This is a genomic window from Bradyrhizobium sp. USDA 376 (genome assembly GCF_054063675.1).
Map to the genome: position 1 here is coordinate 4,906,519 of NZ_JBSSGN010000001.1, position 25,704 is coordinate 4,932,222.

Annotated in this window: 26 protein-coding genes; 7 read left to right on the top strand and 19 right to left on the bottom strand. The window is 64.0% G+C overall.

Annotated features, from left to right (window positions below):
* Positions 1–145: 145 nt before the first annotated feature.
* From ACVJ19_RS22880 to ACVJ19_RS22950, 15 genes are all read right to left on the bottom strand, one after another.
* Positions 146–1,519 (bottom strand): cation diffusion facilitator family transporter, encoded by a 1,374-nt coding sequence (locus tag ACVJ19_RS22880; protein WP_453951251.1) that lies wholly within the window; start codon positions 1,517–1,519, stop codon positions 146–148.
* A gap of 241 nt (positions 1,520–1,760) precedes the next feature.
* Positions 1,761–2,729 carry a zinc-binding dehydrogenase gene (locus ACVJ19_RS22885; protein WP_453951254.1) on the bottom strand — a complete coding sequence of 323 codons (969 nt, stop codon included), beginning with the start codon at positions 2,727–2,729 and terminating at the stop codon, positions 1,761–1,763.
* A gap of 25 nt (positions 2,730–2,754) precedes the next feature.
* On the bottom strand, positions 2,755–3,750 hold the full coding sequence (locus ACVJ19_RS22890; RefSeq protein WP_453951255.1) for an NAD(P)H-dependent flavin oxidoreductase: 996 nt from the start codon (positions 3,748–3,750) through the stop codon (positions 2,755–2,757).
* Between the two features lie 308 nt (positions 3,751–4,058).
* Complete coding sequence (locus tag ACVJ19_RS22895) at positions 4,059–4,709, bottom strand: hypothetical protein (protein WP_453951257.1); 651 nt, start codon at positions 4,707–4,709, stop codon at positions 4,059–4,061.
* A 45-nt stretch (positions 4,710–4,754) separates the two neighbouring features.
* Positions 4,755–4,958 (bottom strand): hypothetical protein, encoded by a 204-nt coding sequence (locus tag ACVJ19_RS22900; RefSeq protein WP_209965301.1) that lies wholly within the window; start codon positions 4,956–4,958, stop codon positions 4,755–4,757.
* Between the two features lie 53 nt (positions 4,959–5,011).
* Positions 5,012–6,541, bottom strand: a complete 1,530-nt coding sequence (locus ACVJ19_RS22905; RefSeq protein ID WP_453951258.1) for a hypothetical protein — start codon at positions 6,539–6,541, stop codon at positions 5,012–5,014.
* Positions 6,542–7,295: 754 nt separating this feature from the next.
* Positions 7,296–8,069 (bottom strand): fumarylacetoacetate hydrolase family protein, encoded by a 774-nt coding sequence (locus ACVJ19_RS22910; RefSeq protein WP_453951260.1) that lies wholly within the window; start codon positions 8,067–8,069, stop codon positions 7,296–7,298.
* 11 nt (positions 8,070–8,080) lie between these two features.
* Positions 8,081–9,100, bottom strand: coding sequence for a 2-dehydropantoate 2-reductase (locus tag ACVJ19_RS22915; RefSeq protein WP_453951261.1), 1,020 nt, complete (start codon positions 9,098–9,100; stop codon positions 8,081–8,083).
* A 228-nt stretch (positions 9,101–9,328) separates the two neighbouring features.
* Positions 9,329–9,757 (bottom strand): CBS domain-containing protein, encoded by a 429-nt coding sequence (locus tag ACVJ19_RS22920; protein WP_453951263.1) that lies wholly within the window; start codon positions 9,755–9,757, stop codon positions 9,329–9,331.
* 175 nt (positions 9,758–9,932) lie between these two features.
* Positions 9,933–11,255, bottom strand: a complete 1,323-nt coding sequence (gene oxlT, locus ACVJ19_RS22925) for an oxalate/formate MFS antiporter (RefSeq protein ID WP_453951264.1) — start codon at positions 11,253–11,255, stop codon at positions 9,933–9,935.
* 259 nt (positions 11,256–11,514) lie between these two features.
* Positions 11,515–12,804, bottom strand: a complete 1,290-nt coding sequence (oxlT, locus tag ACVJ19_RS22930) for an oxalate/formate MFS antiporter (protein ID WP_453951266.1) — start codon at positions 12,802–12,804, stop codon at positions 11,515–11,517.
* Between the two features lie 414 nt (positions 12,805–13,218).
* On the bottom strand, positions 13,219–14,718 hold the full coding sequence (locus tag ACVJ19_RS22935) for a tripartite tricarboxylate transporter permease (RefSeq protein ID WP_018647758.1): 1,500 nt from the start codon (positions 14,716–14,718) through the stop codon (positions 13,219–13,221).
* 42 nt (positions 14,719–14,760) lie between these two features.
* Complete coding sequence (locus ACVJ19_RS22940) at positions 14,761–15,258, bottom strand: tripartite tricarboxylate transporter TctB family protein (protein ID WP_453951268.1); 498 nt, start codon at positions 15,256–15,258, stop codon at positions 14,761–14,763.
* 85 nt (positions 15,259–15,343) lie between these two features.
* Entirely contained in the window at positions 15,344–16,351 is a 1,008-nt protein-coding gene (locus ACVJ19_RS22945) for a Bug family tripartite tricarboxylate transporter substrate binding protein (RefSeq protein WP_453951270.1), read from the bottom strand.
* Between the two features lie 457 nt (positions 16,352–16,808).
* On the bottom strand, positions 16,809–16,946 hold the full coding sequence (locus ACVJ19_RS22950; RefSeq protein WP_453951272.1) for a hypothetical protein: 138 nt from the start codon (positions 16,944–16,946) through the stop codon (positions 16,809–16,811).
* A gap of 344 nt (positions 16,947–17,290) precedes the next feature.
* Here ACVJ19_RS22950 and ACVJ19_RS22955 point away from each other — a divergent pair, with 344 nt between their 5' ends.
* Positions 17,291–18,622: an Hsp70 family protein gene (locus tag ACVJ19_RS22955; RefSeq protein WP_453951274.1), complete on the top strand. Its 1,332-nt coding sequence runs from the start codon at positions 17,291–17,293 to the stop codon at positions 18,620–18,622.
* 182 nt (positions 18,623–18,804) lie between these two features.
* Here the strand turns inward: ACVJ19_RS22955 and ACVJ19_RS22960 are convergent, their stop codons facing one another.
* Entirely contained in the window at positions 18,805–19,248 is a 444-nt protein-coding gene (locus ACVJ19_RS22960; RefSeq protein WP_200454286.1) for an SRPBCC family protein, read from the bottom strand.
* A gap of 355 nt (positions 19,249–19,603) precedes the next feature.
* Here ACVJ19_RS22960 and ACVJ19_RS22965 point away from each other — a divergent pair, with 355 nt between their 5' ends.
* From ACVJ19_RS22965 to ACVJ19_RS22975, 3 genes are all read left to right on the top strand, one after another.
* Positions 19,604–20,575, top strand: coding sequence for a hypothetical protein (locus tag ACVJ19_RS22965; protein ID WP_453951276.1), 972 nt, complete (start codon positions 19,604–19,606; stop codon positions 20,573–20,575).
* Between the two features lie 66 nt (positions 20,576–20,641).
* Complete coding sequence (locus ACVJ19_RS22970) at positions 20,642–21,616, top strand: alpha/beta hydrolase family protein (RefSeq protein WP_453951279.1); 975 nt, start codon at positions 20,642–20,644, stop codon at positions 21,614–21,616.
* A 23-nt stretch (positions 21,617–21,639) separates the two neighbouring features.
* Positions 21,640–22,764 (top strand): alpha/beta hydrolase family protein, encoded by a 1,125-nt coding sequence (locus tag ACVJ19_RS22975; protein WP_453951281.1) that lies wholly within the window; start codon positions 21,640–21,642, stop codon positions 22,762–22,764.
* A gap of 47 nt (positions 22,765–22,811) precedes the next feature.
* On the opposite strand, the gene rpsU is transcribed toward ACVJ19_RS22975, so the two are convergent.
* Positions 22,812–23,108, bottom strand: a complete 297-nt coding sequence (rpsU, locus tag ACVJ19_RS22980; RefSeq protein ID WP_453951283.1) for a 30S ribosomal protein S21 — start codon at positions 23,106–23,108, stop codon at positions 22,812–22,814.
* Positions 23,109–23,465: 357 nt separating this feature from the next.
* Between rpsU and ACVJ19_RS22985 the strand changes: the two genes are divergently transcribed.
* From ACVJ19_RS22985 to ACVJ19_RS22995, 3 genes are all read left to right on the top strand, one after another.
* Positions 23,466–23,675: a cold-shock protein gene (locus ACVJ19_RS22985; protein ID WP_453951285.1), complete on the top strand. Its 210-nt coding sequence runs from the start codon at positions 23,466–23,468 to the stop codon at positions 23,673–23,675.
* Positions 23,676–23,774: 99 nt separating this feature from the next.
* Positions 23,775–24,029 carry a transcriptional regulator gene (locus tag ACVJ19_RS22990; RefSeq protein ID WP_453951287.1) on the top strand — a complete coding sequence of 85 codons (255 nt, stop codon included), beginning with the start codon at positions 23,775–23,777 and terminating at the stop codon, positions 24,027–24,029.
* A gap of 54 nt (positions 24,030–24,083) precedes the next feature.
* A complete protein-coding gene (locus ACVJ19_RS22995) occupies positions 24,084–24,308 on the top strand; it encodes a hypothetical protein (RefSeq protein WP_453951288.1) in 225 nt (74 codons plus the stop codon).
* Between the two features lie 142 nt (positions 24,309–24,450).
* Here the strand turns inward: ACVJ19_RS22995 and ACVJ19_RS23000 are convergent, their stop codons facing one another.
* Entirely contained in the window at positions 24,451–24,693 is a 243-nt protein-coding gene (locus ACVJ19_RS23000; protein WP_246820166.1) for a DUF6894 family protein, read from the bottom strand.
* A 4-nt stretch (positions 24,694–24,697) separates the two neighbouring features.
* Positions 24,698–24,877 carry a hypothetical protein gene (locus ACVJ19_RS23005; protein ID WP_453951289.1) on the bottom strand — a complete coding sequence of 60 codons (180 nt, stop codon included), beginning with the start codon at positions 24,875–24,877 and terminating at the stop codon, positions 24,698–24,700.
* Between the last annotated feature and the right edge of the window lie 827 nt (positions 24,878–25,704).

Genomic DNA, 25,704 nt, shown 5'->3' on the forward strand with positions numbered 1-25,704 from the left:
CCAGTTTTACCGGGCTGTCGAGAGTCAACGAATCGTTAACGCGAAATTATTCTTATCCAACGCGCAGTTTGCGCATCGTGCGTCCGCAAACCCACGGGCGCGAGGAGTCCGAAACGAGAACGTGTGACTCCGCGCACATTGTATGTCACGTGCGCGGCGGCTCGGCGTGACTGATGACGCGCTTCACGCTCGGGAACGCGCGGCGCAATGCGCGCTCGATCGCATCGACATGCTCGTGTACCTTGATCACGCTCATCGACGGCGCGGCGCGGCAGTGGAAGTTGACGATCTCGCCGGCGTCGGTGTTGCGGACGCGCACATTATGGATGTCGTGGATCTCGCCTTCGCCGGCGAACTCGGCCAGCGCGGCGGCGATGGTCTGCACCCGCTCCGGCGCGGCGTCGACGCCGAACGGCAGTTCCGGTTCCAGCGGCTCGATATGGACGTCGACCTCGACGTCCTCGCCGAACTCCTCCTGGATGTTGCGCTCCAGCGTGTTGGCGATGTCATGGGCGGCGTCGAGCCGCATGCCGGCGTCGACCTCGAGATCGATGCCGACGATCAGCTTGGCGCCGAGATCGTGCACCGTGACGTGGTGGATGGCGAGGCCCGAATTGCGCGCGATCACCATGATGCGGTCGCGGACGGTCTCGTTGTTGCGCGCGACGGGCACAGGGGTGAAGGTGAGGTCGGCATCGCCGAACGCCTTGTCGACGGCAGCCTGCGCCTTGCGTTTGATCTCCTCGATGCGGTCGATCGGGTAGGTCCGCGGCACCTTCGCGATGGTGTCGATGAAGGTGGTCGCCCCGACCATGCGCACGCGCAGTCGCTCGACGTCGATCACGCCGGGCACGCTGCAGATCGCGGCCGTGGCCTTCTCCTGGGCGCCCTCGGGCGCGCGGTCGACCAGCGTCTGCACGGTCGAGCCGGCCATGCGCAGGCCGAGAGCGGCGATCATCACGGCGACCGCGGCGGCGGCCGCGGCATCGCCCCACCAGAAGCCGAGGGCGGCGAGGATCAGCCCGACGATCACGGCGCAGGAGCCCATCACGTCGGAGGCGAAGTGGAGCGCATCGGCGGCGAGCGCCTGGCTCCGGGTCTCGCGTGCGGCGCGGTGCAGGGCGCGGGCGCGCCAGAGATTGACGGCAATGTCGACCACCAGCACCACGAACGGCACGGCCGAGATGGTCGGCGGCGATGTCCCCTCGCGCAGCCGGCTATAAGCCTCGACCAGGATGCCGCCGGCGAGCACGTAGAGCAGGGCGGTGACGCCGAGCGCGGAGATGCTCTCCAGCTTGCCGTGGCCGTAATGGTGCTCCTCGTCCGCCGGCTTGTCGGACACCCGTACCACCGCCCAGGTGATGATGGTGGCGACCATGTCGATCGAGGAGTGCAGGGCCTCGGAGATCAGCGCCAGCGAGCCGATCGCCACGCCGACCACGAACTTGGCCGCCGCCATGCCGCCGCTGGCGAAGATCGAGATGGCCGCGACCGATGTCTTGCTGTGCTGCGCACTCATGGCGGGGGATTTAGCAGCCTAGGGCTGAACATCAAGCGACGATCCACAGCTCTAGTCGCAAGTGAGTTGCAGGAGCGAAGCTATTGCGAATGCTTCTGAATTGAATGCCACGAATTCGGTCTCGTAGGGTGGGCAAAGGCGTAAAGCGCCGTGCCCACCATCCGTCCGTGATGGATACAGATCGTGGGCACGCTTCGCTTTGCCCACCCTACGGGACCGTCGCTTTGGCCGAGCCTGCCCCTTAAAGCGTCACCACGATCTTCCCCAGATGCTTGTTCGCCTCCATGTGCTGGAACGCCTTGTCGATGTCGTCGGACGCAAACACCTTGTCGATCGGCAGCTGCAGCTTACGCGATTCCACCGCGCCCCAGATGTCCTTGCGGACTTCGTCGAAGATCTCGCGGACCTCCTCGATGGTGCGGGTGCGAAAGGTGACGCCGATATAGCTGATGCGGCGTGCCGCGTGCAGGTCGAAGTTGAAATCGGCATGGGTGCCGCCGAGACGGCCGACATTGACGATGCGGCCCAAAACCTTGGTCGCGGCGAGGTTCTGGTTGGCGACCTTGCCCGAGACCTGGTCGACGATGAGGTCGACGCCTTCGCCGTTCGTCGCGTTCAACACCTCGTCCACCCATTTGGCATTGGAGCAGTCGACCGCGAGGTCGGCGCCGTATTCCTTCAGCCGGCCGCGCCGATAGGCATCGGTCGACGAGCCGATCACGAGCCTAGCGCCCTTCAGCTTGGCGATCTGCATCGCCATCAGGCCGACGCCGGAGCTGGCCCCCTGGATCAGCACGGCTTGCCCGGGCTGCACCCCGCCGATTGTGACGACGGCATTGTGCATGGTCGCGAGCGCGACGGGGAGCGCGGCGGCCTCCTCGAAGTTCATGTTCGAGGGGGCGCGGAACAGCCGGCCGTGGTCGGCCAGCGTGTATTCGGCGAACGCCGCGCCGCCCGATCCCATGATGCGGTCGCCGACCTCCAAGCCCTTCGCATCCGGTCCGAGCTCGGCGACCTCGCCGGCCCATTCCATCCCGAGCACGGTGCCGACGCCGCCGGCCGCGCCATGGGCGTGGCCCTTGCGCATGCCGGTGTCGGCGCGATTGAGGCCGCAGGCGCGGACCTTTACCAGCACCTGCGTGCCTTTCGGCTTTGGTTGAGCGACGTCGGAAATCCGAGCGCCCTCAGGGCCGTAGACGTAAGCCTTCATGAATTGCTCTCGCTTCTTGCAGTGACTATTCAGCGGCTTCGCGTTGCGGCTGAACGATCATTCCTTCCAGCCGGCTGCGGATGATCGCTTCCGCCTCGCGAACGATGCGGGAGACGAGCTCGGCGCAGCTCGGGATATCCTGGATCAGGCCCTGGACCTGGCCGGCCGACCAGATGCCTTCGTCGGAATTGCCGGTGGCATAGACCATCTTGCCGCGGGCGCCGGCAACGAGCTCGCGGATGTCCTCGAACTTGGCGCCTTCCTTCTCCATCGCGACGACCTTGGTCGAGACCGCATTCTTCGCCACGCGCGAGGTGTTGCGCATGGTGCGGAAGATCAGCTCGGTCTCGCGCTCGTCATTGGCGACGATCTTCTCCTTGATGGACTGGTGGATCGGGCTTTCCTTCGTCGCCATGAAGCGGGTGCCCATGTTGATGCCCTCGGCGCCGAGCGCCAGCGCCGCGACGAGCCCGCGGGCATCGGCAAAGCCGCCCGAGGCGATCATCGGGATCTTGACCTTGTTGGCGGCGGCCGGGATCAGGATCAGGCCGGGCGTGTCGTCCTCGCCGGGATGGCCGGCGCATTCAAAACCGTCGATCGAGATGGCGTCGGCGCCCATCCGCTCGGCCGAAAGCGCGTGGCGGACGCTGGTGCATTTGTGCACGACCTTGACGCCGTGCCTTTTGAACTCGTCGACATGCTCCTGCGGCTTGTTGCCGGCGGTCTCGACCACCTTGATGCCGGCCTCGATGATGGCGGCACGGTACTCGGCGTAAGGCGGCGGCTTAATCGCGGGCAGGATGGTGAGGTTGACGCCGAACGGCTTGTCGGTGAGGTCGCGGCAGCGCGCGATCTCCTTCGCCAGGTCCTCGGGCGTCGGCTGCGTCAGCGCCGTGATGAAGCCGAGCGCACCGGCATTGGCGACGGCGGCCACCAGCTCGGCGCGCCCGACCCATTGCATGCCGCCCTGGACGATCGGGTGCTCGACGCCGACGAGCTTGGTGAACCGTGTCTGCAGCATGATCTGTTTCCCCCTGGGCGGCCCGCAGGCTCTGTTGTCGGTTGATGGCGGGGAGGATGCCGCCGGGGGTGGCAAAAGTCTATTGCGCCGCCGGGCGGGGCGATCATGCGGGAGGCGAGGGGATTCCGCACAGCGGATAATTTGGATGGTCTCGTGTCCCGGACGCGCTGCAACGCCTCTTGGCGTTGCGGCGCAGAGCCGGGACCCACATTCCGCGAATGCTTTGAGAGATGGGCCCCGGCTCTGCAGCGCATCGTCGAAGGGGACGCTGCGCTGCGTCCGGGGCACGGATAACTGAGGCTGCCGTTCTACTCCGCCGACAGCCGCACCATTCGCCGGCCGCCGTTCATTTCCTTGAGGCGGTTGACGAAGTTTTCCGGACGTTGCCAGCGATTGGGGACCTCGAGGCCCATGAACTCGGCGATGTCGCCGATGAAGCCGGTGCAGTTGGCGGTCTCGGCGTTCCAGACCGGCGAGTTCGCCTGCAATTTCTTGATGTACGCGAACACGCGCTTGGCGTCGGCCTCGTTCAGGTAGACCCGGTAGTTCGCGGTCAGATATTCCGGATCGAGGTCGCCGTAGCTAGCACCGGTCTCCGACGGCACGAAGGTGATGTGACCGAGCACGTAAGCGAGCGTGTCGCCGGCCGGCGTCAGGCCCGCGACCTCGACCGCCTTCTCGCTGGTCTTGCCGTACCAGACGAAGGCGTGGCCCCAGCTCGCCGCCGTCCGGGCGCGGAAGTCGACGTAGTAGGGGCCTTTCTCCGCACGCGCGACGGGACGCCGCGTCGCTTGCGGCTGAGGTCGCGATGCGGTCTCGGTCGTAGCAAGCGCGTTGGCATCGGCAACGCGCTTGTTTGCTTCGTGGGCCGAGGCCGTGGGCGTCGTGCATGCGATCATCGCCGCGAGGCCGAGCCCCGCGAGGATGCAGGATCCCGATCGATCAGCTTTGTTCGTCACGCTGTGCCCCCTCAACTGTCGGCCGCTTACGCTAGACTCTGCGCGTCAGTAGCGCGCCGCGACCGGGCCGGGAGCCTTGCCGATCGGGGCTTTGCCAACCGGGCTCTTGCCAATCGGCATCTTGCCGATCGGGGCCTGCTCCGCCGGATAGACAGGTACGGGCTGCCGGCGCGGCAAATCCGCGGCATTCGCGGCCGTCACCAGAGCAAGCGTAGCACCGAGAGCAAATACAATCTTCTTCACAGTCATACCCCTAGAAGGTTTGGTCCAAACACGGCAGTGCCGTGCCCCCCAGACACGCCTCACAGAAGGGCGGCCGAATGCGTCCAAGTTGCGGCGCGCACGGGACATGTTGGCGGCATCTGTCGGACGCGCGCAGATGTGATGTGTCTGGGTGTTTCGGGGGGTGATGGCGGGCGTAGGAGGCTCACCCGATCCGGTTCAAACTGTTCCTGATCGTCGCGAAGATGCCGCCGATGTCCTTGCGCAAGGCATCGAGCGCGTTGAAATTCTCGAAGACGCGGGCGAGGCGGTCTTCGACCTCGCGCTTGCTCTTGGTGAGCGCGTCGACGCGCGAGGCCAGCGTCACGCCTGCGTTCGCCTCGATCTCGCCGACGGTCTTCGAGCAGGTCGCGGGTGGTGCTGACCTCCGCGATCATCGCCTCGATGCCGAACACCGGAGCCTTCAGCGGGACGAGGTCGGCCTGCGATTTCGACAGCTCGGTCTTGAAGACATTCAGCGTCGTCAGCGTCTCCTGCAACGCGCCGAGGCGCTGGCGCGACTGGAGGACGAAATCGTTCAGCGCGTTCTGGCGCTCGGTGAGGCTGTTGCCGTCGCCATCGATCTCGACCTCCGCGATGGCGCGTTCGAGCTGGCCCCGGCGCTGGCCGAGCTCCTCGAAGTCGAGGCGGATGCCTTTCAGGATGTTGAAGCTGTCGTCGATGCGGGCGAGACGCTGCTCGATCTCGATCTTGTTCTTCGACAGCGTCTCGACGCGGCTGCCGAGCGGCGCCTCGCCGCCAATCTCGAGCTCGTCGATGCTTTTTTCGAGGCGGTCATGGCTGAGGCTGAGCTCGCCGATCAGGGCGTTGATGCCGGCGTCGGCGGAGCGCAGCGGCGCCAGCTCGGCATGGGATTTCGCCAGATCCTCCTTGTACTGGTTGAGGGTTGCGAACGTGTCCTGGACCGCGCTCACCCGCGTCAGCAGCGCCGACACGTCGCGCGCGATCTCCTTCAGACGGTCGGCGAGGTTGTTCTTGCGGTCGTCGGTCTCGAGGTCGTGCAGGGAGCGTTCGAGCTGGTTCTGGCGGTCGCGGATCTCGGTGAAGACGGGCTCGACCGCGCGGCGCTGGTCGGCGACCTTGCCGACCATCTCGCGCAGCGCCTGCTGGCGGCGGCGGATCTCGGCGAGCTGGTCGTGCATGTCGGTGGCGTCGTTGCGGCCCTGCTGCAGCAGCGCGCGCTGCTCGGTCTCGCCGAGCTTGTCGTGAAGGGCGGAGACGGCCTCCCGTGGATCGCTCTCGATCAGGTGCTGGACGGTGGCGTCGAGGTGGTTTTGCAGGGCGTGCGCGACGACGACGTCTTCCCGCGTCTTCCTCAGGCGGTCGCGCAACGTGTCGAGGCGCCGGTCCTGGCGCGACAGCCGCCAGGCGGTTGCGCCGATCAGCGCCAGGCCTGCGGCCGGGATCGTGCCGGCCGCGATGCGCTGCGGCACGGACAGGGCCGCGAACCAGGCCGGCAGGTGACCGACGTCGTAACCGAACGCCTGCTGGGCGAGGATCGCGATGACGGCCAGCAGGGCAAACCAGGCAACCAGGAAAAACAGCCACATCGTGAATTCCTCACGCCGGCACACAATTTCGCCATAGTTGCTATTGGAGAGCGGAACCGAGATCAAGGGGCGCGGGGCTTGCCGGATGCGTCTGGTCGCGCGAATCCACGACTGGTTGCGCCAGCCGACGGTGGAGCGGCGTAGAGAGGTGCCGGATTTTCCCGATTGGTTGGGGCCGTGGCTGCGAACATCCTCCGCCGTCATTCCGGGGCGGCGCGCAGCGCCGAGCCCGGAATCCATAACCACAGGCGGTTGTGTTGAAGCGAGATCGGCGTGGCGCGCAACGTCTCACCCAATCGCCGTCGTGGTTATGGATTCTCAGGTGCGCAATTGCGCACCGTAGCTCGCGACTTCGTCGCGCCCCGGAATGACGGAGAGAGGATCGTAGACCGCATGTAGGCAGCGCCATGCGGGACCACGTCACGGTCTGTCCCGGATGTCGCTCCGCTCATCCGGGTTACGGCGTCGTGCGCGCTATCACTTCCCGAGGAAGTTCGAGCGCATCTTGTCGGCAAACCAGACCACGAAGATCGCGGCGAACGAGAGAGCAAAGTATATAGCCGTCCACAAGAGTGCATTGCTTGCGTTCGTCATGGCGTCCTCCCTGGCATCAGAAATCGATTGCCGGAAAGGATAAGGGCGGCCGCGACGGCGCGATTTGCGCAGGATCAATTTTGCCGCGCTGCGGCAAAAATGGCCGGTGGGCCTTCATTCCGGGGCACGAAGGGGGTGCGCCCCGGAATGACAGGGAGGACTACAGCCGAAACTCGTTGGTGAGCTCGCCGATGCCGTCGATCGCGACGGTGACCGTATTCACCGCCTCCTTCATCACGCCGACGCCGACCGAGGTGCCGACGGCGATGAGGTCGCCGGGGAGCAGGGTCATGTCGTGGGAGATCCTGCTCACCAGCTCCTGTGCCGAGAAGATCATGTCCGAGATCGGATAGTTCTGCCGCTCGGCGCCGTTGAGGATGGTGCGCACCGTGAGTTTTGCGGGATCGAGGCCGCTCGCGATCACAGGACCGCACGGGCCGTAATCGTCGATACCCTTGGCACGCGCCCATTGCGGGAAGGTGGGATCGCTGGTCAGGATGTCGTTGGCGGTGATGTCGTTGACGCAGGTGTAGCCGAAGATGAAGCCGTCGGCTTCCGCAGGCGACACGCGGGCACAGGTTTTGCCGATGACGATGCCGAGCTCGCCCTCATAAGTCGTCTTGCCGTCGTAATAGGAGGGGCGGCGGATCACGGCGCCGGGCGTCGTGATGCTGGTTGTGGCCTTCAGCAGATACAGCGGCTCCGGCGGCTCGGGCTGGTTCAGCTTGGCCGCGAGTGCGTGGAAATTATTCCAGAGAGCGACGATCTTGCTGGGGACGCAGGGCGCGAGCAGCTCGACCTCCGACACTGCCAGCGTCCTGCCGGTGGCGGCATGGCGGCCGAACATCTCGCCCTCGTGCACGCTGATGCCGGAGGATGTCAGCGTGCCGAAGCCGGTGGTGCCGGCATGGCGAAAGCGCAGCCATTTTTTCATCTCGCCCGCCATCACGCCACCGCCAGTGCGCGCGGATCGGTGGACGCGGAGACGCCGTCATAAAGGCCGGCGATGCGGGCGCGCTGGGTCACCATCGCAAGCACCGAGTCGAGCGCGGGCGTCGGAATGCCGGTCAGGCGGCCCATCTCCTGCACCACGGTGACGAGCGGGTCGATCTCCATCGGGCGGCCGCGCTCGAGATCCTGCAGCATCGAGGTCTTGTGCGCACCGACCTTGCGCGCGCCTTCGATGCGGCGCTCGACGTCGACACGGAATTTGACGCCGAAGGTCTCGGCGATGCCCTGGGTCTCCACCATGATCGCGCGCGACAGCGCGCGCGTGGCGGGATCGGTGCAGATCACGTCGAGCGTGGCGTGGGTCAGCGCGCTGATCGGGTTGAAGCAGACATTGCCCCAGAGTTTTAGCCAGATCTCGTCGCGGATGCGGTCGAGCACCGGGGCCTTCAGGCCGGCGGCAACGAAGAGATCGGCGAGGCGCTGCACGTCCGACGTGATCTCGCCGGAGGGCTCGCCGAGCGGGAAATTGTTGCCGTAGACGTGGCGGATCACGCCGGGCGCCTCGATCTCGGTGGCGGGATAGACGATGCAGCCGATGGCGCGCTCGGCGCCGATCTCGCGCCATTGCCGGGCGCCGGGATCGATGCTCTCCAGCGTCGAGTTCTCGTACTGGCCGCCGTGCTTGTAGAAATACCAATAGGGGATGCCGTTGACGGCGGTGACGATGCGGGTGTGGGGCCCGAGCAGCGGCTGCATCTTCTCGATCACGCCGGTGATCGAATGCGCCTTCAGCGTGATGATGATGTAGTCCTGCACGCCGAGTTCAGTGGGATCGTCGGTGCAGCGCGGATGCACGGTGTGCGTCTCCTCGCCGGCGAGCAGCGTCAGGCCGCGCTCGCGCATCGCGGCGAGATGCGCGCCGCGTGCGACCAGGCTGACATCGGCGCCCGCGCGCGCGAGCTGAACCCCGAGATATCCGCCGATCGCGCCGGCGCCGTAGATGCAGATCTTCATGAAATCCTCGCGGGACCAAGATTGGCAGTTGGTTCGATCGATCGGGCAACAGGCTCCCTGCACCTCTCCCGCTTGCGGGAGAGGTCGACGTGCTCGAAGAGCGCGGCGGGTGAGGGCTCTATCCTCTTGGGGAGTCTCCCTAGCGGAGAGACCCTCTCCCCAACCCTCTCCCGCAAGCGGGAGAGGGAGCGCGACTCTTCCGTAGCTGCAGTTCAGTGCGACGACGTTTTAGGCTGCCGCTTGCGGCGTGCCGTTGATCGCCTCGTCCATCGCAGCGGCGATGTCGCGCATGCTGATGACGGAGATGAGGCTGTAATCGTCGATGACCGGCAAGTGACGGATGTGATGACGATTCATCAGATGGCGCACGTGCTCGATCGTATCGGTGGAGGTGCAGGAGACGAGCTGCTGCACCGACACGAGCTGCGAGACCTTGACGTTGATGGCGTTGGCGCCGTGCTCGGCGACGGCGCGCACCACGTCGCGCTCGGTGAACATGCCGACCGCGGTGTTGCCCTCGGAGCGGACCACGTCCTTGACCACCAGCGCGCTGATATTGTTGGCGCGCATCAGCTTGGCGGCGATACCCACCGTTTCGTTCATTCGCACCGTGACAACGCGCGGCGTCTTCTTGCGCAGAATGTCTCCGACCAGCATTGCGACCTCCCTGGGTGAATGACAGGAGGAAGTGTGGTATACATAATGCCAATCGTCAAGCGCTGGATTTGGCTGATCCGAAAAATCTTGCGGCAGCAATACTGACGTTTGTCGTGGGCCAAAAAGAAAGGGGCGCATCGCTGCGCCCCTTTTGAAAGCTCTCGTGTGTGGTGGCTTACGCCGTCTCGGTCTTGGCGTTGCCCGTTGCCGTGCTGGCGGTCTCGGCTTCCTTGCCGAGGATGAAGGAGCGGCGCAGCGGCTTGATCACGAACAGCGCCATCAGCGCGGCCGTTGCGTTCAGCGCCACCGCCACCACGAACACGGCCTTCCAGCCATATGTTGCCGAGATCACGCTTGCGAGCGGAACGAGCAGCGAGGCGGTGCCCTTTGCGGTGTAGAGCATGCCGTTGTTGGTGGTCGCGAACTTCGAGCCGAAGGTGTCGCCGCAGGTTGCGGGGAATAGCGAGTAGATCTCGCCGAACACGCCGAAATACACCGCCGTCGCGAGCACGAAGACAACGGGATTTTGGCCATAGGCCGACAGCGCCAGGAGCATCACCGCGGCGGTGCCGAAGGCGATGAACATGGTGTGCTCGCGGCCGATCGTGTCGGAGACCCAGCCGAAGAAGGGCCGTCCGAAGCCGTCGAAGATGCGGTCGAGCGAGATCGCGAAGGTCAGCGCCGTCATCTGGAAGCCGGCGAGCGTGACCGGCGTGTCGGCGATCTTGTAGTCGTGCGCGATCGGGCCGATCTGCGCCGCGGTCATCAGGCCGCCGGAGGCGACCATGACGAAGACGAGGTACATCACCCAGAAAATAGGGCTGCGCAGCACTTGTGGCGGGGTGAAGTCGATCTTGGTCTGCGGCAAATTGAGCTGCTTCTTCCTCGGCGGAATCGAGATCCGCGGCGGCTGGATGAAGAAGGCGAGCACGAACACGATCAGGCCCTGGCCGATGCCGAAGGTCAGGAACGCCTGCTGATAGCCGCTCGATGCGATCATGGTCGCGATCGGGACGATGGTGAGCGCGGCGCCCGCGCCGAAGCCCGCGGCGGTCGCGCCGGCGGCAAGGCCGCGGCGGTCGGGAAACCATTTCAGCGCGTTGCCGACGCAGGTGCCGTACACGGCACCGGCGCCCATGCCGCCGACGATCGCGGCCGCGTAGAGCAGAGTGAGCGAGTCGGCGTAGGAGTTGAGCACCCAGGACAGCGCGATCATCACGCCGCCGAACATGATGACGATGCGCGGGCCGTATTTGTCGACGAACCAGGCCTCGACCGGCACCAGCCAGGTCTCGGTGACGACGAAGATGGTGAAGGCGAGCTGGATCGCGGCGCGTCCCCAATGGTGTGCGGCATCGATCGGATCGACGAACAGCGTCCAGCCATATTGCAGGTTGGCGATCATCGCCATGCAGACGATGCCCATCGCGAGCTGGAGCCAGCGGAAACCGGTGCGAAGAGGCGCGGCCGTGACGGCGCCGTCCGTGCTGGAAATCATCAAGAACCTCCCAACGCGCCTGTTTGGTCGCGCATCAGTTTGCCAAGATGACCTGATGTCGCAAATGTTGTGGCTTATCGTCGCAAGCGCGGCGGGGAGATTGGTATACCATATTCCAGAAGGCAAGCCCTAACTTGGCTCGCCAGGCAAGAAATTGCGAGTTCCCTTCGGATTTTACGGAGTGTCGAAAGCCTGCCCAAACGAAAACGCCCGGCCGTGAGGCCGGGCGTCGTGTTTGGATCAGCTGTGCTGGCGCGCGTCAGAGCGTGGATTTGGCAACCACGACCTTGCGCCAGGGTTTGAGCACCGCGATCGCCAGCAGCGAAGCCAGGATGTTGGCGCCGGCTGCGATGATGAACACGCTGTCCCAGGTGCCCGACGACTGCTGCATCAGGTTTGCGACCGGGACGAGCAGCGCGGCGGTGCCCTTGGCGGTGTAGAGCAGGCCGGCATTGGTGGTCGCGAACTTGGCGCCGAACGTGTCGGTGCAGGTCGAGGGGAACAGCGAGTAGATCTCACCCCAGGCGAAGAACACGAAGCCCGAGAGCAGCACGAACCAGACCGGATCGTGGCCCCAGAGATAGAGCATCCAGATGCCGAACCCTTCCATGCCGAAGGCGATGAACATCGTGTTCTCGCGGCCGATATTGTCGGAGATCCAGCCGAAGAACGGACGCGTCAGGCCGTTGAGCACGCGGTCGATGGTCGCTGCGAAGGTCACCGCGGTCATCGTCACCGCCATCAGCGTCACCGGCACGCTGTCGACCTTCCAGTCAACCGCGATCGGCTTCAGGTTCGCGGTGACCATCAGTCCACCCGCGCCGACGATCACGAACATGAAGTACATCAGCCAGAAGATCGGCTGGCGCAGCACTTCGGTCGGCTGATAGTTGCGCCGGGTCTGGATGATATTGGCATTCGCCACCACGTTCGGCACCTGGCCCGCCTTCGGGGCAAGCAGGAAGAAGGCGAGGATGCAGATGATGATGCCTTGTCCGAGGCCGAAATAGAGGAAGGTGGTCTGGAAGCCACTGTCCTTGATCATGGCCTGGATCGGCGCGACGGTGAGCGCGGAGCCTGCACCGAAGCCTGCCGCCGTGATGCCCGCGGCGAGACCGCGCTTGTCCGGAAACCACTTCAGCGCGTTGCCGACGCAGGTGCCGTAGACGCCGCCGGCGCCGATGCCTGCGATGATCATGCCGAGATAGTAGCCGTTGAGCGAGGTGGCCTGTGCGTTGATCGCCCAGCCGATGGCGCAGAGCACGCCGCCGACGAGAACCACGATGCGCGGACCGTATTTGTCGACGAACCATCCTTCGACCGGCACGAGCCAGGTCTCGAACAGCACGAACAGCGTGAACGCCCACTGGATCGAAGCGCGATCCCAGCCGAACTTTTTCTGGATGTCAGGGACGAAGAACGTCCAGCCGTACTGGTAGTTGGCGATCATCACCATTGCGGCGACGCCGATTGCCAATTGCGCCCAGCGATAGGCATCGCTGACGCGGGCGGCACTTGGAGCCGCTGCTGACTGCACCATGTCCGTCATTAAAAACCCTCCCGAAGGCGCCGATCATTCTTATGCGTGCGCTGGCCGCATCTTGGTATTCATTATGCCAAGATTCAACAGAGGGACTGGAGGGTGCGGCGAAATATCGCGGGATCAGTTCACATGCGCTTTGGCTGCGGAATTGTAAAGCCCCAATCGCTGCAGCGTGCAGCGGCCGCAGCGGCTGTATGCGCGCAAGAGCTTGAATTTGTGAGAGATTTCGGCTGTCTCGGCGAGCCGCAAGCAGGCTGTGGGAAGTCGATTTACACTCGTGCGCAAGTCGACATGCGCAGTTCCGCTTGCATGGATGGCGTCGTCAGATGACCGCGCGATTCCTGGAATTCTTTATCCCAGAAGGCCGGGGTGCGGCGGATTTGACGCGCGACCAGCGGCGCGCATCACGCCGGCCGCGCTTCACGCCATCGACATGCGCAGCCGGCTGTAGCCTTCCTGGATCGCGGACCAGAACAGGGCGACCAGGCCGAGCGCCATGATCGTGCTGACGAGGCCGTTGGAGAAGAACACGCCGAGCGACCCCTGCGATCCCAGCAGGGATTGTCGGAAGGCTTCCTCCGCCTTGTCGCCGAGCACGATGGCGAGCACCAGCGGCGCGAGCGGATAGTTGCACTTCTTCAGGAGATAGCCGAGCACGCCGAACACCAGCATCAGCATCACGTCGAAGGTGCTGTTGTGCACCGAGTAGGCGCCGATCGCGCACAGCACCAGGATCAGCGGGGCGATGATGCCGAAGGGCACGCGCAGGATCGCGGCGAAGATCGGCACGCAGGTGAGCACGACGATGAGGCCGGCGAGATTGCCGAGATACATCGACGCGATCAGGCCCCAGACGAATTCCTTCTGTTCGACGAACAGCATCGGGCCGGGCTGCAGGCCCCAGATAAGCAATCCGCCAAGCAGCACGGCAGCCGTCGGCGAGCCCGGCACGCCGAGCGACAGCATCGGCAGCAGCGCGGAGGTGCCCGCGGCGTGCGCGGCCGTCTCCGGCGCGATCACGCCTTCGATCTCGCCCTTGCCGAAATTGTTGCCGCGCCGCGCCAGCCGCTTGGCGATGCCGTAGCTCATGAAGGACGCCGGCGTTGCGCCGGCGGGCGTGACGCCCATCCAGCAGCCGATCAGGCAGGAGCGCAGTGAGGTCATCCAGTAGGCGGGCAGCTCGCGCCAGGTCTGAAGCACGACGCGGAGGTTGATGCTCGCATTGCCGCCGCGGAACGCCAGCCCTTCCTCCATGGTCAGCAGGATCTCGCCGATCCCGAACAGGCCGATCACGGCGATCAGGAAGTCGAAGCCGTTGAGCAACTCGGTCACCCCGAAGGTCAGCCGCAACTGTCCCGTGATGGAATCCAGCCCGACCGCCGCAAGCGCAAAGCCCATCATCATGGCCGCGATGGTCTTGAACGGCGGCTCCTTGCTGAGGCCGACGAAGCTGCAGAAGGCGAGGAAGTAAACCGCGAACTTTTCCGCCGGGCCAAATCGCAACGCGAAGCCCGCGACCAGGGGCGCGACGAGCGTGATCATGATGACGGCGAACAGCGCGCCCACGAAGGAGGAGGTGAAGGCCGCCGTCAGGGCTTCACCGGGTCTGCCCTGTTGCGCCATGGGATAGCCGTCGAAGGTGGTCGCCACGGACCATGGCTCGCCGGGGATGTTGAACAGGATCGAGGTGATGGCGCCGCCGAACAACGCGCCCCAATAGATGCAGGACAGCATGATGATCGCCGATGTCGGCGGCATGCTGAAGGTGAGGGGCAGCAGGATCGCCACGCCATTGGCGCCGCCAAGCCCCGGCAGCACGCCGATGATGACCCCGAGCGTGATGCCGATGATCATCAGCATGATGTTGTAGGGCTGCAGGGCGACCGCGAAGCCGTGAAACAGATTGGCCAACTCTTCCATGTCAATACGTCCTGCAGCAGCAATTGAACGAATGCGTGGCTCTTACAGACCGAGCCATTCCTCGAGCGGCCCCTTGGGAAGCGGGACCAGGAACCAGCGCTCGAAGACGAGATAGGTCACGACCGGCATGCCGACCGCCACCGCGGCGACCGTCAGCCAGCGATAGCCGCCGAGCCAGCGCATGAACCAGGCGATGAACACCATCGAGGCCAAGTAGAGGCCGACGAACGGCATCGAGCCGACATAGATCCCGGTGGGCACGACGACGCTCATGACCTGGCGAAGCTGTCCCCATTCCGCGAACAGCCGGCCGTCGTCGCCGCGCCGCGCGCTCCAGAGGTTGATGGCGCTCGCGCCGACGATGGCGGCGCCGACATAGAAGGGGAAGAAGCCGGCACGCGGGCCCTCCGCGCCCCAGTTGATGCCGGCTTTCAGGCTGCCGAAGATCACCACCAGCCCGAAGGCGCCGATCAGCAGCGCCATGCCGATTTCCAGCGTCTTGTGTGCCGGGCCAGATTCGGATCCGGATTGTTCAGTCATGGGACCTCCAGGCGAAACGCAGTCTTTCGCGGTCGCGGCAGGCGTGAGGACGACCAGCGTCCTCAGCCGTCATCGACGTCGCGCGTCAATTCCCCGATGCGAGGAATCCGGCTTCCTTCATCAGGCCCTCGTGGCGCTTCTCCTCCGCCTCGATCCACTTGGCGTAATCGGCTCCAGTCAGGAAGGTCGTGTTGAAGGCGCCGCTCTTCATGAATTCCTGCCACTCCGGCGTGGCGCGGACCTTCTTGAACAGCTCGACATAGTATTCGATCTGGTCCTTCGTGGCCTTGGGCGACATGAAGATGCCGCGCAGCATGAGATATTCCATCGCGAGGCCCTGCGACTTGCAGGTCGGAATATCTTTCCAGGCCTTGCCGTCGGCGATCGGCTCGTCATAGGCCATCGGCTGGGCGTCGAAGACGCAGAGCGGACGCAGCTTGCCGCCGCGCCATTGCGCGACCGCCTCGATCGGATTGTTGACGGTGGAATCGACGTGATTGCCGACGAGTTGAACCGCGACTTCGCCGCCGCCCTTGTAGGGGATGTAGGTGAATTTCGCGTCGATCACCTTCTCGATGCCGACCGTGATGATCTGGTCTTCCTGCTTGGAGCCGGTGCCGCCCATCTTGAACGAGCCGCTCGGAGCCTTCTTTGCAGCGTCGACGTAATCCTTGACGCTGTTGTACGGCTTCTCGGCGTTGACCCAGAGCACGAATTCGTCGAGCGCCAGCATCGCGACCGGGGTGAGATCTTTCCAGTTGAACGGAATACCCGTCGCCAGCGGTGTCGTGAACAGGTTCGACAGCGTGATGATGATCTTGTGCGGATTGCCCGACGACGTCTTCACGTCGAGGAAGCCTTCGCCACCTGCGCCGCCGGCCTTGTTGATGACGACCAGCGGCTGCTTCATGAGATTGTGCTTGGTGACGATGCCCTGGATGGTGCGTGCCATCTGGTCGGCGCCGCCGCCGGTGCCCGCGGGCACGATGAACTCGACCGGACGGACCGGCTCCCAGGCGGCACGGCTTGCGGCGCTATTGGCGCACGACATCGCGATTGCCGCCAAAGCGACATTCAGAACGAATGGCTTCATCTTGCTTCTCTCCCTGTCGAACCTCGAACGCCGCCGCTCTCTGGCGGCTTGCGTCAGCCCATCTCGATTTAGATGCTTGGGGTCACCTTTTTGGTCGATCTCCCGTTGCAGTCCCGGCCAGCACTTTATGAGCAGGGGACAGGGCCCGGCATCCGCTCCTTTCGGCTAAGGTTCCGACAAGGATCGCGGCAAGCGCGCTTCGCCCTCGGTCCTTCCTGTTCCCGTCTTGCACCTTCAATTTGTGCAATTGTTTTTGGTTCCCGAATGGTATGCGAGATGCCAGTAGACAAACAATTGGATCAAAGGGTCATGTCGGCGGACCAATCGTCGCAGCGGTGTTCGCGAGCGAGGAGGGCTCAAAAACAAAATGGCCCCGACATGCGGGGCCATTTGATCGGACGTATGGTCCTCGAAACGTGTCCACCGGCGCGCCGTTTCGGCTGCGCGTAGAGCCTTCTCAGAGGCCGAAGCGGGGCAGGTCGCCGTTGTGATTGGAGATTTCGGCGCTCGCCATCAGGAAGCGGTCGATCGCAGCCAGGAAACGGGCGAACAGCGAGCTGGAGGGGGCGAAAGCGACGGAGGCGGTCTTGGACATCGGAATTCCCTTTCTTGAGACGGTCAGTATTGCTGTCTCATTTCGAAGGGCAATCTATGTATACCAGATGCCAATGTCCATGCATGCCATTGCATAGCAGCATGTGCTCTGCCGCATTGCAGCATAATACTCCGTTAAAGCGACCGCTTCGGGCTTAAAATTGCCAACGTGGCTACTGCGGGCGCAAGACTAGCCCAAAACCATCGAATCCGGCGTCAGAAGGGCGCGGCCATCGCGCACACGGCGGCACAAATCCAACCGCACTGCAGCATTTGGGCCTTGGCAGCGCACGTCAAAGCCGTTAGTGGTCTGCCCCCTTTTCCAGCCAACTGTCAGAGTGGTTCATGTCGAGCGCCTCGCCCGCCGTCTCGATCGGCATCGATTTTGGGACCAGCAATACGGTCGTAGCCCTTGCCGCGGACGACCGCCGGGTCGAGGCCATCCGCTTCGATCACGGCGGACATCGCCACAGCACCTATGTGTCGGCGCTGTGCTTCTGGGAGGACCGGCCGGGCGCCGGGGCCCAGGCCGAAGGCGGGCCCTGGGCGATCGAGACGTTCCTCGAAGGGCGCCACGTCTACCGCTTCCTGCAGTCGTTCAAGACTTTTGCGGCGAGCAGCAGCTTCAACACCACCCAGGTGTTCCGCCAGCGCTTCAAATTCGAGGACATCCTGGCGGCGTTCCTGCGTACGCTGGCGCGCCATGGCGGCGACAGGTTCGGCTTCGAGACGTCCAACATCACGGTCGGCCGCCCGGTGCGCTTCGCCGGCGGCAATCCCGACGAGGCGCTGGCGATGCAGCGCTACCGGGCCGCGTTCGAGCGCTTGGGTGCCGGCCATGCGCGCTATGTCTACGAGCCCGTGGGGGCGGCGTTCTCCTTCGCCCGCAGGCTCGAGCGCGATGCCACTGTGCTGGTTGCCGATTTCGGCGGCGGCACCAGCGACTTCTCGGTGATGCGGTTTTCGCGCGCCGGTGGCGTCTTGCGCGCCGAGCCGCTCGGACACGCCGGCATCGGCATCGCCGGTGATACGTTCGATTATCGCATCGTCGACCACGTCGTCTCGCCGCGGCTTGGCAAAGGCTCCAGCTTCCGCTCGTTCGACAAGGTGCTGCCCGTCCCCAGCGGCCACTACACCAACCTCGCACGCTGGCACCAGCTCGCGATGATGAAGAGCAACGGCGATCTGCGCGAGCTCCGCGAGCTTGCGCGCACCGCGCTGAAGCCTGATCTGCTCGAGGATTTCATCACCATCGTCGACCTCGACCTCGGCTTCTCGCTCTACCGCGCCGTGTCCGACGCCAAGGTCGCGCTGTCGGCACAGGATCAAGTGGACTTCCGCTTCAAAGGTGGCGGCGTCGACATCGGCGCAACCATCACCCGCAAGAATTTCGAAGCCTGGATTGCCGACGATATCGCCCGGCTGGGCGCGACGGTCGACAAGGTGCTGGGCGAGGCCGGCATCACCGCGCGCGAGGTGGAGAAGGTGTTCCTGACCGGTGGCACCTCCTTCGTGCCCGCCGTCCGCAAGCTGTTCGCCGACCGCTTTGGCAACGAACGCTTGATGTCGGGCGACCAGTTCGAGTCGATCGCCTATGGCCTCGCCTTGATCGGACACAGTCCGGAGCCGGACCGCTGGACCGCCAGCGGCGGGCTTGCGCCGAAGGCGGGCGCCTAGCGAGCGAGGCGACTGCGCTCGATTGCGGCCCATCCTTCGAGACGCCCGCCTTTGGCGGGTCCTCAGGATGAGGACGGAGTGCGTGGCCGCAGTTTCGACGGCACCGATGCCGCTTAGCCTCATCCTGAGGAGACCGCGAAGCGGTCGTCTCGAAGGACGAGGCGTGCGCTCCACTCGGGCGGCTACTGGTTGATCTCGGGCTCGACGAGCTTCGCCAGATTCCGCAGCGACTCCTGCCAGCCGAGGTAACAGGCTTCCGGCGGGATGACGTCGGGGATGCCGGCCTGCGTGATGTCGATCTCGGTACCGACCGAGACCTTCTTCAGGATCACGGTGACCTGGATTTCGCCCGGCAGATTGGGATCGTCGAACTTGTCGGTGTAGCGCAGGCGTTCGCCGGGGACGAGCTCGAGATATTCGCCGCCGAAGGAGTGGCTGTTGCCCGTCGTGAAGTTGCGGAACGACATCTTGAACGTGCCGCCGACCTTGGGCTCGAAATGATGCACCGTGCAGGTAAAGCCGTTCGGCGGCAGCCACTTCGCCATCGCATCCGCCTCCAGGAAGGCGCGATAGACTTTCTCCGGGCTGGTCGCGAGAACGCGGTGGAGACGTACAGTGCTGGGCATGTTCTTTCATCCTCTTGCATCGATGGGCCGACATCAACGTCTCTTGCCCATTCATGATCCGAGGACGAGCCAGACATCGTCGATCCGACAGGACATCCAGATTTTTTTTGCAGAGTGTGACCGGAGTTCCAAGGTGCCGCGACATCCTGCGGCGTTATCGCGCAGGCAAGTCGCCGAACTTGCTGCGCTGTTCGGGATGGACAGCATTCGCACAATTCGCGGGCGTGGAGGCCCCGATACACTTCGAAACACTCGAGTCAGATTTTAGCCTCTAGTCCCGGCGATGGGTTTGCCGCCGGTCGCGTCCTGCGACATGGCCGCGCTACCAATCCATCGCACCAGGGGACATTGCGACATGAAGCAGACGACGCTGCGTTACCGGGCCTTGCGCCGGGTCCGCAGCCTGCCAGCGGAGACCGCTTCGCGATTGCTCGGAATGCCGGCCATCAGTCGAGAGTTGAACAAGGCCTACGAAAGGGCGCGCGCATCTCACAGGCCGCGCCTGCCCAGGCTCTCGCCGCTCGACACGGATATTGTCGCCGGGCTGGAGAAGAACGGCGTCTACGTCACCTCGCTCGACAAGCTTGATCTGCCCGGCACCGACGCGCTCTGGGCATCGGCAACCAGTATCGCGAACGCCTATTCCCGCCGGGCCCAAACGGGCGAGTTTGTCGGTGAATACACCGTGCAGGTCGGCGCCGAGGATCTGATGCGTCATCCGCATATCGTCCGCTGGCCCCTCAACGATCGCATCCTCGACATCGTCGAGACCTATCTCGGCCTGCCTGCGGCATATGATACGATGAACTTCTTCTATACTCTGGCCGATGGCCGGCAGGTGGCGGCACGCAGATGGCATCGCGATGTCGAGGATCGGCGGATGGTCCGGGTGATCGTCTATCTGCACGATGTCGATGAGGATACCGGTCCGCTTGAAATCCTGCACCGCTCCTTTCCCGGCAGCGACTCGCTCGACGGCGCCAACTTTCCGATACTGACGCAGGAAATGCTGGAGGAGAGATTGGGCGCAACGCTGGACCGCGGTGACGTGACGACCTGCACCGGAAGGGCCGGTACCGTGATCTTCGCCGATGTCGCAAGCCACTACCATCGCGGGCGTCCGGCGATCGCGCGCGACCGTTGCGCGCTCTTCTACAAGTTCTTCTCGCGATCGCCGCTTCGGCCGTCCTTCTGCGAACGGCATGTGTTCTCACGCGAGCAGCTTTCCGAGCTTGCGGCCGGCCAGACGGCCCGCGCGCGCGATTGCATGTTGTGGCACTCACGCGTGCCTCTGCTGACGCGGATCGTGCCACGGGCGCGGTATTAGCCGGATCGAGGCCACAATTCCGCTATCGTTGCTCGCTCAACTCCTGCGCGAAATCAGGGGGCTCCGTTGCGCAGGACACTTTGGGCCTTTGCCGTCGCGCTTCATTGTCTTGGCTCACCCGCCAAGGCCGCAGGCATTCAGCTTCTCGACTCTGGTCCGGCGCTGTCAGGTGCGATTTGGTATCCCTGCGCGGCGGAGCCGACGCATGTGGCGCTTGGCCGTCTAGCGGTCGGCGCTGATTTCGACCTGAAGGGCGTGAAGGATTGTCCCGTCACGGGGGCAAAGCTCCCGCTGGTTATCTTCTCGCACGGTCGGGGCGGGTGGTTCGGCGCGAACCACGACACCGAGGAGGCGCTCGCTGATGCCGGCTTCGTCGTCGCCGCCATCAATCATCCAGGCGACATGTTCAGCGACTCCTCACGGCGCGACACCCTGTCGGTGTGGGAATCGCGTCCGGCGGACATCGTGCGCCTGCTCGATTTTCTGCTGAAGGACTGGAAGGACAGGGCGGTGATCGATCCCGCCAAGGTCGGCTTCTTCGGCTTCTCGCTCGGCGGCGCGACCGGCCTCGTGCTGATGGGGACCAGGCCGGATTTCGCGAGGATCGCCAGCTTTTGCAAGGAGACGACAGGCGCTTGCGCAGAGCTGCACAACGGCGTGACGCCGCCCGAGCCGATACAGGATGCGCGGATCCGCACCGCTGTCATCGTCGATCCCGCGCCGGGCGTCCTGACGCGGGAGAACCTCGCCGTGGTCAAGATGCCTTTCCAGTTCTGGCGGTCGCAGTTCGGCGGCCCCGGCGTCGGCGACGGCTCGGGCACGGCGCGCGTCGCGGAGGGATTGCCCGGCAAGCCCGAGATTCATGTCGTGCCGGCCGGCCACTTTGCCTTCCTTGCGCCGTGCTCGGCCGAGCTTGCGGCGGCAGTCCCGCGGATCTGCACCGACGTGCCGGCGGGGTTCGACAGGGCAGCATTTCACCGCGAGTTCAACACTGCGGTGGTGAAGTATTTCCGTGAGCAACTCGCTGGCGGAGATCACTGAGCTTCGAGCCCGGGGAGGCGACGATGAGACGACTTGGCTGTGTGATTGCGTTGCTTGGGCTTCTGCTGTTGCCGGCTTCGGCCGATACGGCGCTGCCGGGGCTCGTTCGGCAAGATCGACTGATACCCGTCAGTTTGAACGATGGCAGCGAGGTCAAGCTCGAGACCATGATCGTCCGCCCGGACCGGCCCGGGCGCTTTCCGTTGGTCCTGCTGGTTCACGGTACAAATCCTGCCGCGGGACAAGCGTTTCGCGCCGCTGCCGCGCGACAATCGCCGGACGATCTCCTCAATGCTGCCGTCGCGTTTGCACAGCATGGTTATGCCGCCGCGTCGATCATGCGTCGGGGGTTCGGTCGTTCAGAGGGCCGGTTCGCCGAGAGTCTTTCTGGACCATGCGACGACCGGGACTATCTTGACGTTGGCCGGATCGCGGCGGAGGACGTCACTGGCGCTGTCGTCATGCTCCGCGGCGAGCCCTGGGTCGAGTCTGATCAGGTCCTTCTGATGGGGCATTCGACTGGCGGCTTTGCCGTGACGGCTGCGGCGGCGGGCAATCCTGCCGGCGTCGTCGGTGTTCTGAACTTCGAGGGTGCTCACGGCTCTGTCCCGGGGCGCACCTGCAGCCCGGATCATCTCGTGGCGGACGCGGGCATCTTTGGCCGCACTGCGCGAATTCCGGCGCTTTGGGTTTATTCGGAGAACGATCGCAGTGCTCCGCCGGCGCTGGGTCGTCGCATGTTCGATGCCTACGTCGCCTCCGGCGCGCCAGCGCAGTTGCAGGTTCTGCCGCCCTTCGGTGTCGATGGCCATGCCATGGTGTCGATGGGACCCGCCGACATCTGGTGGCCTGCCGTCGAGAGCTTCCTGAACCAGTTGCGCCTGCCGACGTCGGTGCTTGTCGAGTTGCCTCCGCGCGCGTCCATCCCGGCGCCGATGCCGCTCAACGCGGCCTGCACCGACTATTTCGACGCTTACGTGAAGGCATGGACCGACGCCAAAGCCTATGCCTGGAATCGCGAAGGTCATTGTTCGTCGGTGACCACTCGAACAGTCGAGGAGGCGAAGAGCGAGACGCTGCGCCAATGCGTGGCCGCATGGAAGGAATGCTCGCTCTACGCAGTCGGGCAGGGGCTGGCGCCTGGATAAATCCCTCGCGCAACCATATCCCAACTGCTTTGGTGCAATTCCGCGCGCTATTCCGTTGCGGAGATCGTCGGTGCTGTTGCGGCAGCCCCTTGCGCGGGACGTCTCGCGCCGTCTGCAACGCGCTTCTTCGGCTTCACCACGATCAATCCATCGCGGATCGCCTGCTTCCGCGCCAGCTTTTTCACGCGCCGCACCGCATCGGATTTTCGTCGCGCCGCCTGTTCCGACGGCTTCTCGTAGAACCGCGCGCGCCGCATTTCCTTGAACACGCCTTCGCGCTGCATCTTTCGCTTCAAGATGCGTAGGGCCTGATCGATATTGTTGTCGCGGACGAAAACCTGCACCGGCGGCTCCCTTGGTTGAGGCTGCGTTGGTCGACCAGGACTGCGCGACAGCCACATGCGCAGGGATGATTGGATCGGATATGGCAGCTCCGCGATGACGTCGATCCGGTCGCACGTGTGCGAGATGCTTGCTAGTCTCACGTCCCAAAGCCGGAAATGTTCCACTGAAGCCGTGGCGCAATTAAATCTGGTCAAGCCTTGCTAATGCCCATGGTGAGGTATACCTTGACTTTGTTCGTTCAGCCGCTGTGCCTTGTTGAATGCGCCCGCGGGCTCCTTTTCCAGAGACATCGACGAATTGAATTCGATCTGCGTGAGCGTCACGCGGAATGCGCCTTTGCGCTTTGGAGAAGAAGAATGGCGACAGGTACTGTGAAGTGGTTCAACGGCCAGAAGGGCTTTGGATTCATTCAACCCGACGACGGCGGCAATGACGTGTTCGTTCACGTCAGCGCGGTCGAGCGGGCTGGTCTTGCGGGTCTGGCCGAGGGCCAGAAGGTCAACTTCGAGGTCAAGACCGACAAGATGCGAGGCAAGGTCAGCGCTGAGAATCTCTCGCTGGCCTGACCTCTGTAGCGCCGTTTCACGGATGTACTGAAACGGCGATGCGACCCGCTCGATCCCTGGGATTGAGCGGGGTTCGTTCGTTGCCGAGCGGGATGAAAGATGAGCGCCAAGAAATCGGCCGTACCGTCTCCCGAATCCATCGCGCGGTCCGAGCGTCTGCGCCTGGCCGCGGAAGAGGGCGCGCGGGCGATCGCGGATGTCGAAAGGCGGGCGATCGATGTCCGCAAGAACATGGCGCGGCTTCGCGAGCTGCGCGAGGCCAGGGAGGCAGCTGAGCAAGCGGCCGACGCAAATCTACGCGCATCGTTGCCGGCGCCTGCACCCAAGAAGCGCACGAGGAAATTGCCGCGATAGCCGAATTCAACAGCGCCGCCGAGCAGCTGAAGAGGGCCGTTCACATGCGAAAGAGTGCGGGTCGTGCCTAGGATCAAGCCGGATGACGGCGGCACAATCACCTTCTTTCTCGCGCTGGGCGCGGGCCGACAGCTATGCCGTCTTGCAACGACGTTTCAGACGCAGAAGCAGGCCTTCAGCTATCTTCAGAAGTACCGGACGGAGTTCGAGCGTATCGCACGGGCGCGACTGGCGTCAGGTGAACTCGAGGACGGCGTCGTGGTCCTCTCGATGCTCTGAAGCATGATCCGGACCCGGAGGGCCGCGTTAGCGCAAAGTGCGAAGCGGTTTTCCGGAAAGATCATGCGTAAACAACAACCTGAAGCGCGATGACGATTCATCCAAGTCTCATCACGCTCTAGACCGAAGTCCGGAGCCGATCTCAATCGTTCGACCGGGCGGTCCCGAAGAGAAATGCCGCCCGAAAGATCGGGCCATTGGCATCGCGAACCTCGATCGCCAGGCCGCGGCCGCTCGCGGACGGCGGAAGGTCCTTGGCGCTATCGGCAAGAGACAGCGCAGCTTCGATCTCGGCGGCTCGCTGGTTCGTCAGACTTAATCCCTCTTCGTCCACGGCGAGTGCTTTGCCGTCCCTGATGTCGAAGTAATAATGCGGCACCGGCATTCCCTTATTTGGGGCGGTTTCCCTGCTTGGCCTCTCGCGCCAATCGTTCTGCTTTCAGGCGCTCGCGATTTTCATGAAGAGACTGCTGCGCCTTCGCATAGTCGGTCATCGGCTTTTTCGTTTCGACCGGCTTGAACGCTCTGTTGGCCTCCCGCAGAGCCCGGGACGCGGGATGATCTCTCATCGTCTTGACCTCGATTTGGGTGGACAGGCGCGATCTCGAAACGCGCCGTACCGGACGCTTCCTGTTCGCGGATTGGTGGCGAGCGACTTGCTGTCGTCGGATGGCCGCCTGCTATTCCACGGGCGCGCCTGTGCAGGGAACAACGGGGCAGAATCCCGTCTGTTCCTTGGAGGCGACCTAAATTCGGTATCGATCGCTCCACGGTGAGGGGCAGCACCATCTCGTCTGGCGTCAACGAAGAGGCGGCCGAAACCGGAGGCCGCGGGGGGCCGGTGCCGTCTGGGACATTCACTGTTCGGATGATGACATAATACCCCTGTTTTGCCCGACGGGTTCAAAATCTTTTCGTGAAATCAGAAATATCCTTTGATGCCAAGGGGCTGGCTACTGTGCATGGGGCCTGGCCGGCTACGGACCCGATCTGCCAAGCCTGTTCGCACGAGCGGGCTTCATAACGCGCAAGGTGGTGCAGGGCAGCCCGGTCGCCGAGCTGCCGATCGAACGGCCGACGCGCCTTCAGTTGATCGCAAATCCCGGATCCATTCTCGTCAGTGCGGATTCCGTGATCGAGTAAGGTCTCGCACTCCAGACACCATCGTGAACGCCCGTCACTTGGTGATGACGTGCTATGACTCAGCCGAGCGTGCTTGCCATAGCTGACGATTCGTCGGGAATGTTTGGCAGTCGGATGTAGCAAGAGGACACAGTACAGCGCCATGATACCGGCGCGATGGAGTTGAGGTCCCGGGAGTTTACGGAAAAGCGCATCTCCGCTTCTGATCCGTCGTCTTGATCTGTTGATCCATATCAAACCCTTTTTCGGGGCG

What these genes read in the sequence shown, in the direction of transcription:
- ACVJ19_RS22880 (WP_453951251.1), bottom strand. Translation starts at nt 1,519, where the DNA reads ATGAGTGCGCAGCACAGCAAGACATCGGTCGCGGCCATCTCGATCTTC.
- ACVJ19_RS22885 (WP_453951254.1), bottom strand. Translation starts at nt 2,729, where the DNA reads ATGAAGGCTTACGTCTACGGCCCTGAGGGCGCTCGGATTTCCGACGTC.
- ACVJ19_RS22890 (WP_453951255.1), bottom strand. Translation starts at nt 3,750, where the DNA reads ATGCTGCAGACACGGTTCACCAAGCTCGTCGGCGTCGAGCACCCGATC.
- ACVJ19_RS22900 (WP_209965301.1), bottom strand. Translation starts at nt 4,958, where the DNA reads ATGACTGTGAAGAAGATTGTATTTGCTCTCGGTGCTACGCTTGCTCTG.
- ACVJ19_RS22905 (WP_453951258.1), bottom strand. Translation starts at nt 6,541, where the DNA reads ATGTGGCTGTTTTTCCTGGTTGCCTGGTTTGCCCTGCTGGCCGTCATC.
- ACVJ19_RS22910 (WP_453951260.1), bottom strand. Translation starts at nt 8,069, where the DNA reads ATGAAAAAATGGCTGCGCTTTCGCCATGCCGGCACCACCGGCTTCGGC.
- ACVJ19_RS22915 (WP_453951261.1), bottom strand. Translation starts at nt 9,100, where the DNA reads ATGAAGATCTGCATCTACGGCGCCGGCGCGATCGGCGGATATCTCGGG.
- ACVJ19_RS22920 (WP_453951263.1), bottom strand. Translation starts at nt 9,757, where the DNA reads ATGCTGGTCGGAGACATTCTGCGCAAGAAGACGCCGCGCGTTGTCACG.
- oxlT (WP_453951264.1), bottom strand. Translation starts at nt 11,255, where the DNA reads ATGATTTCCAGCACGGACGGCGCCGTCACGGCCGCGCCTCTTCGCACC.
- oxlT (WP_453951266.1), bottom strand. Translation starts at nt 12,804, where the DNA reads ATGACGGACATGGTGCAGTCAGCAGCGGCTCCAAGTGCCGCCCGCGTC.
- ACVJ19_RS22935 (WP_018647758.1), bottom strand. Translation starts at nt 14,718, where the DNA reads ATGGAAGAGTTGGCCAATCTGTTTCACGGCTTCGCGGTCGCCCTGCAG.
- ACVJ19_RS22940 (WP_453951268.1), bottom strand. Translation starts at nt 15,258, where the DNA reads ATGACTGAACAATCCGGATCCGAATCTGGCCCGGCACACAAGACGCTG.
- ACVJ19_RS22945 (WP_453951270.1), bottom strand. Translation starts at nt 16,351, where the DNA reads ATGAAGCCATTCGTTCTGAATGTCGCTTTGGCGGCAATCGCGATGTCG.
- ACVJ19_RS22950 (WP_453951272.1), bottom strand. Translation starts at nt 16,946, where the DNA reads ATGTCCAAGACCGCCTCCGTCGCTTTCGCCCCCTCCAGCTCGCTGTTC.
- ACVJ19_RS22955 (WP_453951274.1), top strand. Translation starts at nt 17,291, where the DNA reads ATGTCGAGCGCCTCGCCCGCCGTCTCGATCGGCATCGATTTTGGGACC.
- ACVJ19_RS22960 (WP_200454286.1), bottom strand. Translation starts at nt 19,248, where the DNA reads ATGCCCAGCACTGTACGTCTCCACCGCGTTCTCGCGACCAGCCCGGAG.
- ACVJ19_RS22965 (WP_453951276.1), top strand. Translation starts at nt 19,604, where the DNA reads ATGAAGCAGACGACGCTGCGTTACCGGGCCTTGCGCCGGGTCCGCAGC.
- ACVJ19_RS22975 (WP_453951281.1), top strand. Translation starts at nt 21,640, where the DNA reads ATGAGACGACTTGGCTGTGTGATTGCGTTGCTTGGGCTTCTGCTGTTG.
- ACVJ19_RS22985 (WP_453951285.1), top strand. Translation starts at nt 23,466, where the DNA reads ATGGCGACAGGTACTGTGAAGTGGTTCAACGGCCAGAAGGGCTTTGGA.
- ACVJ19_RS22990 (WP_453951287.1), top strand. Translation starts at nt 23,775, where the DNA reads ATGAGCGCCAAGAAATCGGCCGTACCGTCTCCCGAATCCATCGCGCGG.
- ACVJ19_RS23000 (WP_246820166.1), bottom strand. Translation starts at nt 24,693, where the DNA reads ATGCCGGTGCCGCATTATTACTTCGACATCAGGGACGGCAAAGCACTC.
- ACVJ19_RS23005 (WP_453951289.1), bottom strand. Translation starts at nt 24,877, where the DNA reads ATGAGAGATCATCCCGCGTCCCGGGCTCTGCGGGAGGCCAACAGAGCG.